Source organism: Saccharothrix hoggarensis (assembly GCF_042678885.1).
Lineage (GTDB): Bacteria > Actinomycetota > Actinomycetes > Mycobacteriales > Pseudonocardiaceae > Actinosynnema > Actinosynnema hoggarensis.
In genome coordinates, this window is sequence record NZ_JBHTLK010000273.1 from 1 (window position 1) to 8,370 (window position 8,370).

Annotated in this window: 8 protein-coding genes; 6 read left to right on the forward strand and 2 right to left on the reverse strand. The window is 73.2% G+C overall.

From position 1 onward, the window contains the following. Positions 1-124 precede the first annotated feature (124 nt). Both treY and treZ read left to right on the forward strand, forming a co-directional pair. Positions 125-2,317, forward strand: coding sequence for a malto-oligosyltrehalose synthase (gene treY, locus ACFQ3T_RS31825; RefSeq protein WP_380729038.1), 2,193 nt, complete (start codon positions 125-127; stop codon positions 2,315-2,317). Positions 2,318-2,325: 8 nt separating this feature from the next. Then, the gene (gene treZ / locus ACFQ3T_RS31830; protein ID WP_380729024.1) at positions 2,326-4,101 is read left to right on the forward strand and encodes a malto-oligosyltrehalose trehalohydrolase; all 1,776 of its coding nucleotides are present in this window, start codon (positions 2,326-2,328) and stop codon (positions 4,099-4,101) included. Here treZ and ACFQ3T_RS31835 read toward each other — a convergent pair. Further along, a complete protein-coding gene (locus ACFQ3T_RS31835) occupies positions 4,061-4,561 on the reverse strand; it encodes an ANTAR domain-containing protein (protein ID WP_380729026.1) in 501 nt (166 codons plus the stop codon). The two genes, treZ and ACFQ3T_RS31835, sit on opposite strands and share 41 nt — an antisense overlap. A 386-nt stretch (positions 4,562-4,947) precedes the next feature. Here ACFQ3T_RS31835 and ACFQ3T_RS31840 point away from each other — a divergent pair, with 386 nt between their 5' ends. The 3 genes from ACFQ3T_RS31840 (at position 4,948) to ACFQ3T_RS31850 (ending at position 6,878) form a co-directional block, all read left to right on the forward strand. Further along, positions 4,948-5,130 carry a CsbD family protein gene (locus tag ACFQ3T_RS31840; protein ID WP_380729028.1) on the forward strand — a complete coding sequence of 61 codons (183 nt, stop codon included), beginning with the start codon at positions 4,948-4,950 and terminating at the stop codon, positions 5,128-5,130. After that, positions 5,114-5,767 (forward strand): UdgX family uracil-DNA binding protein, encoded by a 654-nt coding sequence (locus ACFQ3T_RS31845; RefSeq protein WP_380729030.1) that lies wholly within the window; start codon positions 5,114-5,116, stop codon positions 5,765-5,767. The genes ACFQ3T_RS31840 and ACFQ3T_RS31845 overlap by 17 nt, the downstream gene beginning before the upstream one ends. 382 nt (positions 5,768-6,149) lie before the next feature. Continuing rightward, on the forward strand, positions 6,150-6,878 hold the full coding sequence (locus tag ACFQ3T_RS31850; RefSeq protein ID WP_380729032.1) for an SDR family NAD(P)-dependent oxidoreductase: 729 nt from the start codon (positions 6,150-6,152) through the stop codon (positions 6,876-6,878). A 52-nt stretch (positions 6,879-6,930) separates the two neighbouring features. On the opposite strand, the gene ACFQ3T_RS31855 is transcribed toward ACFQ3T_RS31850, so the two are convergent. Continuing rightward, complete coding sequence (locus ACFQ3T_RS31855) at positions 6,931-7,446, reverse strand: lytic polysaccharide monooxygenase auxiliary activity family 9 protein (RefSeq protein WP_380729034.1); 516 nt, start codon at positions 7,444-7,446, stop codon at positions 6,931-6,933. Between the two features lie 310 nt (positions 7,447-7,756). Between ACFQ3T_RS31855 and ACFQ3T_RS31860 the strand changes: the two genes are divergently transcribed. Then, the gene (locus ACFQ3T_RS31860) at positions 7,757-8,251 is read left to right on the forward strand and encodes a SigE family RNA polymerase sigma factor (RefSeq protein WP_380729036.1); all 495 of its coding nucleotides are present in this window, start codon (positions 7,757-7,759) and stop codon (positions 8,249-8,251) included. Positions 8,252-8,370: the final 119 nt, after the last annotated feature.

Below are 8,370 nucleotides of genomic sequence, written 5' to 3' on the forward strand. Positions count from 1 at the left end.
GGCCGACGGGGCTGCGGCCGGCGGGGCGGAGGGCGCGGCCGGCGGGGCTGCGGAGCGGTCGGCGGGCCCGGAATTGTCGTACCCCGCCGGTAAGATCAAAGCAGGGGTCCCCTGGGGGGGACGCCTGCGAAGCGAGTCCTCCGAGGGCGGGGCGCCGGCGTCCACCTACCGCATCCAGTTCACGCCCGACTTCACCTTCGCGGACGCCGAGGCGGTCGTGGACTACCTCGACGCGTTGGGCGTGGGGGCGTTGTACGCGTCACCGGTCCTCGAAGCGGTGCCCGGGTCGACCCACGGCTACGACGTGGTCGACCCGACCCGCGCCCGCGACGAGCTCGGCGGCGAGTCGGGCCGGTTGGCGCTGCACGCGGCGGTCAAGAGGGCCGGGCTGGGGTTCGTGCTGGACATCGTGCCCAACCACATGGCGGTCGGTCCCGACGACGTCAACCAGTGGTGGTGGGACGTGCTCCAGCACGGCCGCGACTCGCGGTACGCGCGGTTCTTCGACATCGACTGGGACTCCGGGCCGCTGCTGCTGCCGTTCGCCGCCGACGAGGCGTCGGAGGAGGAGCACGCGCACTACCGGCTCGTCGACTGGCGGCGCGGCAACGCGGAGCTGAACTACCGGCGCTTCTTCGACATCACGACGTTGGCCGCGGTGCGGGTCGAGGACCCCGAGGTGTTCGAGGCGACGCACGGCGAGGTGCTGCGGTGGGTCGCGGCGGGCGAGGTGACGGGCCTGCGGGTCGACCACCCGGACGGGCTCGCCGACCCCGGCGGGTATGTGCGGCGGCTCAAGGAACGCGCGGGCGTCTGGCTGGTCGTGGAGAAGATCCTCGGCGCGGACGAGCGCCTGCCCGCGAGCTGGCCCGTCGACGGCACCACCGGCTACGACGCGTTGCGCGAGGTGTGCGGGCTGTTCGTGGACCCGGCGGGCGAGGCCGGGTTCACCGCGCTGGCCGAGGAGTTCGGCGTGCCGACCGACTTCGCCGCCGTCGAGCACGAGTGCCGGACCCTGGTGACGGACACCATCCTGCGCGCCGAGGTGCGCCGGATCGCCGCCCTGGTGGACCACCCGGACCGGGCGCAGGCGGAACAGGCGGTCGCCGAGGTGATGGTCGCGTTCCCCGTCTACCGCTCGTACCTGCCCGAAGGGCTGGACGCGTGGGCGGCGGCGGTGGCGTCGGCGACGAGCCCGGCGGCACGGGCGCTCGACCGGCAGGTGCGGGCCGACCCGCGGGGCGAGCTGGCCACGCGCATCCAGCAGACGTCCGGCATGGTCGTCGCCAAGGGCACCGAGGACACCGCGTTCTACCGGTTCACCCGGTTCGCGGCGCTCAACGAGGTCGGCGGCGCGCCCGACCGGTTCGGCGTGCCGGTCGAGGAGTTCCACTCGCGGGCGGCGTTGCGGGAAGCCGGGTCGCCGGCGGCGATGACGGCGCTGTCGACGCACGACACCAAGCGGTCCGAGGACGTGCGGGCCCGGCTCGCGGTGCTGGCCGAGATGCCGGAGCAGTGGGCCGAGCACGTCCGCCGGTGGTCCGCCGCGCACCCGATCGACGAGCCGTCGCTGCACTCCCTGGCGTGGCAGTCGCTCGTCGGCGCGTGGCCCATCACGGCCGACCGGATGAGCGCCTACCTCGACAAGGCGGCCAAGGAGTCGAAGGTCCGCACCACGTGGGTCGACCACGACGAGGAGTTCGAGGCGGCCGTCGCGGCGTGGCCGGAGCAGGTCCTGACCGGCCCGGTGGCCGCCGAGGTGGCCGAGTTCGCCGAGCGGATCGTGCGGCCCGGCTGGTCCAACGCCCTGGGGCAGAAGCTCGTGCAGCTGACCGCCCCCGGCGTGCCGGACGTCTACCAGGGCACCGAGCTGTGGGACCTGTCCCTGGTCGACCCGGACAACCGGCGGCCGGTCGACTACGAGGTGCGGCGGCGGCTGCTGGCGCGGATAGAGGACGGCTGGCTGCCCGACGTGGACGACTCGGGCGCGGCGAAGCTGCTCGTCGTGCACCGGGCGCTGCGGTTGCGCCGGGACCGGCCCGAGCTGTTCCGCGGCTACCGGCCGCTGGCCGCGACGGGCCCGACCGGACCGCACGCAGTCGCGTTCGAACGGACCGGCCTGGTTGCCGTGGCCACCCGGCTTCCGGTGGGGTTGGCGAACGCGGGCGGCTGGGGTGACGCGGAACTGCCGCTGCCGCCGGGGGAGTGGACCGACGTGCTCACCGGCCGTCCCGCCGCCCCGCGGTTGGCGGACCTGTTGGACCACTACCCGGTGGCGCTGCTGGTGGACCAGCGGCGGGACCGGCAGACGGACTGAGGAGATCAGTGGCTTTCTCGGTGTGGGCGCCCGCGCACGACCGCGTCCGGGTCCGGGTCGACGGTCGGGACCACGAGATGACCGCCGGCCCGGACGGGTGGTGGCGCTCGGACGTGCCCGCGGCGGCGGGAACGGACTACGCGTTCGTGCTGGACGACTCCGGCGACGCCCTGCCCGACCCGCGGTCGCGGTGGCAGCCGGACGGCGTGCACGGCCCGTCCCGCGTGTACGACCACTCGGCGTTCGAGTGGACCGACCAGGCGTGGACGGGTCGCGCGCTGCCGGGTGCGGTGGTCTACGAGCTGCACATCGGCACGTTCACGCCGGCCGGCACGTTCGACGGCGCGGTGGAGCGGCTGGACCACCTGGTGGAGCTGGGCGTCACGCACGTCGAGGTCATGCCGGTGAACTCGTTCGACGGCACCGCGGGCTGGGGCTACGACGGGGTGCTGTGGGGCGCGGTGCACGAGCCGTACGGCGGGCCGGACGGGTTCAAGCGGTTCGTGGACGCGTGCCACGCGCGCGGGCTGGCCGTGCTGCTGGACGTGGTCTACAACCACCTCGGGCCGTCCGGCGCGTACCTCGACCGGTTCGGGCCGTACTTCGCGGGCAGCAACGACTGGGGTCCGGGCCTGAACCTGGACGGCGAGGGCTCCGACGAGGTCCGCCGGTACGTGATCGACAACGCGCTGGGCTGGCTGCGGGACTTCCACGTGGACGGGCTGCGGCTCGACGCCGTGCACGCCCTCGTGGACCGCAGCGCGCTGCACGTGCTGGAGCAGCTGGCCGTCGAGGTGGAGGCGTTGTCCGCCGCGGTGCGCCGGCCGCTGACGCTGATCGCCGAGTCGGACCTCAACGACGCCCGGCTGGTGACGGCGCGGGAGGGCGGCGGCTACGGCCTGCACGCCCAGTGGTCCGACGACCTGCACCACGCGCTGCACGTCGCGTTGAGCGGGGAGACGTTCGGCTACTACCCGGACTTCGAGGGCGCGCTGGGCCGGACGTTGCGCGAGGTGTTCTTCCACGCCGGCACGTGGTCGTCGTTCCGGGGCAGGCGCCACGGCCGCCCGGTGGACCGCGACCGGCTGCCCGGCCACCGGTTCCTCGCCTACCTGCAGAACCACGACCAGGTCGGCAACCGGGCCACCGGGGACCGGCTGTCGGCGACGGTGCCGTGGCAGCGGCTCGCGGTGGGCGCGGCGATCGTGCTGTCCTCCCCCTACACGCCGATGATCTTCATGGGCGAGGAGTGGGCGGCGAGCACGCCGTGGCAGTTCTTCGCGTCGTTCCCGGACCCCGAGCTGGCCGAGGCCGTGCGCACGGGGCGGCGGCGCGAGTTCGGCCGGCACGGGTGGGGCGAGTCGGAGGTGCCCGACCCGATGGACCCGGAGACCGTGCGCCGGTCCACGTTGCGCTGGGACGAGGTGACCACACCGGGCCACGTGGAGCTGTTCGACGTGTACCGGGCGCTGATCGCGCTGCGCCGGTCGCGGCCCGAGCTGGCCGACCCGCGGCTGGACCGGTTCGTGGTGCGCGAGGAGGGCTCGGTGCTCGTGCTGCACCGCGGGGCGCTGCGCGTGGTGTGCAACCTGGGCGGGGCCGCCGAGGTGCGGCTCGACGCCGAGGCGGGCGCGGTGCTGCTCGCGTCGGCCGAGGTGGAGGTGGACGGGCAGGCGGTGCGCCTGCCCGGTGACGCGTTCGCGATCGTCGAGGTCACCCCATCGGGTCCCACTCCAACGGGTTTCACTCCACCGGGTCCAGTGGCAGCCAGCCCACCTCGGTGAGCTTCTCGGCGAGCAGCTGGCCGGCCAGGGTGACCTGGTCGGCCAGTTGTCTTCGCACCTCCGGCCGGTCGTCGCCGGAGCCCTGCGCCGCGTCGTAGGCCGCGACCAGCCGCCGTGCCGCGTGCACGACGTCGGCGCCGGGCCACTCGGAGGCCGCGGCGCGGTGGCGGGGCTCGACGGGGGAGTGCACGGCGCGCACGGCCTGGCGCGGCCCCAGTTCGGTCGAGAGGTCGAGCAGCTTCAGCGCGATCGTGTGCAGCTTCACGTTGTGGTGCTGCGACATGCGGACCAGGAGCTGGAACCCCTCCTGGGGCGTGCAGCCCTGGACGGCCGATATCAAGCCGGTGGCCTGCCCGATCACGGTGCGGGTCTGCACCGCCTTGCGCAGCCCCACCACCTCGGCCTCGAGGCTGGCGATCCGCGCGGTCAGCGAATCGTCACGGCCGTTGTCCCCGACCACGGTCGGGCTCCTCTCTCGCACGTCGGTACCGGTCAGCCAGGCCAGTAGCGCGAGAGCTCCAGGACACGCGGGTGCCAGCACCGGCAAGCCCACAGCTCTCGCTGACCCTGGTGCCCTCACGGGCGCCGGGTGGCTTGCGGCTGGCTTTTCAACCGCGTAGACGATCACCGTAGTAGAGGGAGGGCGGCGGGCTGCAACGGGAGGGGCTTCCACGCGGCCGGAACCTCCCGGACCGCCGTTCGCCGGGCCGGTGGCGGACTGCTTGGCGGTGCCGCCACCTGCGCGGACGTGCTAGCGGGGACGTGCGCTCTCCGTCGGCGGCGTTTCCACGACCGGGTGATGGGTATCCCTGAACCAGAACGTGAGCCGACGGAGAGGAGCCGGTCATGGGGACCGACGACAAGTTCAGCAACAAGGCCGAAGAGCTCAAGGGCAAGGCCAAGGAAGCTGTCGGCGACGCCACCGACAACGAGCAGTGGCAGGCCGAGGGCCGCGCCGAGCAGACCAAGGGCTCCCTCAAGCAGGCGGGTGAGAAGGTCAAGGACGCCTTCCGTGGCGACAACCGCTAGTCGGACCTCCGCCGCAGCGCGAAGCGCCGCCGAGTTCGTGCCCGAGGGCGCGGACCTGGCGGCGCTTCGCCGTGCGGCGGCCGGTTGCCGGGGCTGCGAGTTGTACCGGCCGGCCACCCAGACGGTGTTCGGCGCGGGACCGGAGGACGCCAGGCTGATGCTCGTCGGCGAGCAGCCGGGCGACGTGGAGGACCGGCAGGGCGAGCCGTTCGTCGGGCCCGCGGGCCGGTTGCTGGACAAGGCCCTCGCGGAGGCCGACCTGGCCCGTGAGGGCGTCTACCTGACCAATGCGGTCAAGCACTTCAAGTTCGTGCCCGCCGAGCGCGGCAAGCGGCGCATCCACAAGACGCCGGCGCGGGGCGAGGTCACGGCCTGCCTGCCGTGGCTGCGGGCCGAGGTGGCGCGGGTGCGGCCCGCGCTCGTGGTGTGCCTGGGCGCGACGGCCGCGAAAGCCGTGCTCGGCACGGGTTTCAAGGTGAGCGAGCAGCGGGGGCGGGTGACCCGCGCCGAGGAGTACGACGTGGACGTCATCGCCACCGTGCACCCGTCGGCGGTGCTGCGCGCGCCGGACCGGACCGAGGCGTACCAGGGGTTCCTGGCGGACCTGAAGGTGGTGCGCGAACACCTGGGGACGTGAAGCGGCCCGCCGCGGGGAGCAGCACGTCGGCAACGTCACGTGGCTTGCCGCGCGTCCCGGAACGTGAAGCCGCGCGTCCCGGAACGTGAAACGGCCCCCTGACCGCTTCCCGCACCAGGTGCGGGCCGAGCTGGACTGGGCTCGGGGTCACGGGGGCCGGGTGGCTGCCTGGGATTCGCCCAGACCACCTGGGAAAGGCCGGTCCTAGCGGACAGCCACCTCACGCAGAGTCCTACAGCCAGTCAACTTCGGACCACCTCCTTCCTCGTGTACCGCGAACGCTATGCGAGCGCCGGGGCGGCTCGCAACGGGAATTTCGCGACCGGCCGCGAGGTCCGTTTCCCGCCGGATCGCGACGCCGTCGCGCCGCAGGATCGGTGGCATGGAATTCGACGGCAAGGTCGCCCTCGTCACGGGCGGCAGCAGGGGTATCGGCGCGGCGATCGCGGTGCGGTTGGCCGAACTGGGCGCGGACGTCGCGGTCACCTACCGGAACCACCCGGGCGACGTGGCAGACCGGGTGAAGGGGCTCGGGCGGCGCGTGGTCGCCGTGCGGGCGGACAGCGGCGACCCGGAGGCGGTGGCCGCGGCGGTCGAGGAGACCGTGTCGGTGCTGGGCCGGCTGGACGTGCTGGTCAACAACGCGGGCGCGTTCATCGTCGCGCCCGTGGAGGAGCTGACCGCGGCCGACTTCGACCGGACCTTCGACGTGAACGTGCGGGGCGCGTTCGTGGCGGTCAAGGCGGCGTTGCCGCACCTGCGCGACGGCGGGCGGATCATCAGCATCGGCAGCAACGCCGCCGAGCGCGTGGTGTTCCCCGGGTTCTCGCTGTACTCGGCGAGCAAGAGCGCGTTGGTGGGGTTGACGAAGGGGTTGGCGCGGGAGCTGGGGCCGCGGGGGATCACGGTGAACCTCCTGCACCCCGGCGCGACCGACACCGACCTGAACCCGGCCGACGGGCCGGCCGGTGACGCCGTGCGCGGCTTCACCGCGGTCGGGCGGTACGCGGAGCCGTCGGAGGTGGCCGCGGCCGCGGCCTTCCTGGCGTCCGACGCGGCCCGGTACGTGACGGGCGCGCAGTTGCACGTCGACGGCGGGTTCACCGCCTGATCCGGGCGGGCGGAGCGGGGCGCGCCGAGGCGCGCCCCGCTCCTCACCCCGGTCAGCTCGCGTTGACGTCGATGCAGGCGTAGAACGCGTTCGCGGTGTCGCCGATGTTCCAGATGGCGAGCACCGTCTGGCGGCCGGAGGCGCCCAGGTTCACCGAGTGGGACACGGTGGCCGGGGGCTGCAGGTTGCCGCCGTCGAAGAAGCCGACCCGCCGGCCGCTGACGTAGTACTCGTAGCTCGCGGTGCGGTGCCGCGCGGTGAACGTCCAGTTGAACGTGACGGTGCGGCCGGTGTTCGCGACCTGCCACCCCTTGGTGTTGTCGTTCAGCTCGGCGAACCGCGCCACGCCGCCGTTGCAGCTGCGCAGGCCCTTCGGGCCTTCGACGCTCTGCGGCTCGTACTTGATGGCGCCGCACGGGACGACCCCGCGGGCGCACTGGGCCTGACGGCTGGGCGGGGACGACACGTAGCCGTGCGCGAAGGCCGGCGCCGAGGGCAGGGCGACCGTCACGAGTGGCGCGGCGAGTATGCCTGCCGCCACCGCGGCGATCCTTCGGCGGAGTGACATGTGGACTCCTCTGTTCGGGATGGGCGGAAACGCTTGTGGCGAACGCCAACCCGAGTGCGTGTGGGCGGGAACAGGCGTTCACCCAAACGCGGCGGCAGGTCTAGACCATACTCTCTGTGATTGCCCTGTGACAACCGTCAAGCCGGTATCCGGTGCGGACCCAGGGGGATCAGGCACGCATGCGACCTTTGGTCCTGCCGGTAGGGGGACGGGTCTCCCAGCGGCCGTTGGAAGGCCGAATGCAACGAAAGGGGTCGCTGTCGCATTAGGGGTGCGAGATCGAGGTCGAGTCGATGATCGGGAGTTGCCGGTGGAGTTCACTGAGTACGTGGCAAGGCAGCGTCCCGCGCTGATGCGGTTCGCCACGGTCCTGACGTGCCGGACGTGGCTGGCCGAGGACCTGGTGAGCGACGTGCTGGGACGGGCGTTCGAACGCTGGGATCGGATCTCGGGGATGGCCGAGCCGCACGCCTACGTGCGGCGGATGGTCGTCAACGAGTACCTGTCCTGGCGCAGGAGGCTGACCCGCACGTCCCCGCGCGCCGAGGTCGAGCCGGCGGTGATCCCCGACGGCGCGGACGAGCGGGCCGAGCGGGACGCGATGATCCGCCGCCTCGCCGCCCTGCCCAGGAAGCAGCGTGCGGCCGTGGTCCTGCGCTACTACGCGGGCCTGTCCGACAGGGAGATCGCCGCACAGCTGGGGTGCCGGGAACCGACCGTACGCAGCCAGATCCACCGCGCGCTCAACGCCCTGCGCATCGACCTCGCCACCGCCGGCGCCCGCGACTTCCAGGAGACCTCATGAGTGACCTGCGCACCCTCCACGACGCCTTCTCCGAGTTGGAGCGGCGCGCCGACGCCGCGAGCGCGGCCGCGGGTACGGCCCCGGTCGTGCGGCCGCGCCGGGCCGTGCGGCTGGTACCC

Excerpts from the sequence above, each read along its gene's own strand:
- ACFQ3T_RS31840 (WP_380729028.1), top strand. The coding sequence starts at position 4,948 with ATGGGGACCGACGACAAGTTCAGCAACAAGGCCGAAGAGCTCAAGGGC.
- ACFQ3T_RS31850 (WP_380729032.1), top strand. The coding sequence starts at position 6,150 with ATGGAATTCGACGGCAAGGTCGCCCTCGTCACGGGCGGCAGCAGGGGT.
- ACFQ3T_RS31855 (WP_380729034.1), bottom strand. The coding sequence starts at position 7,446 with ATGTCACTCCGCCGAAGGATCGCCGCGGTGGCGGCAGGCATACTCGCC.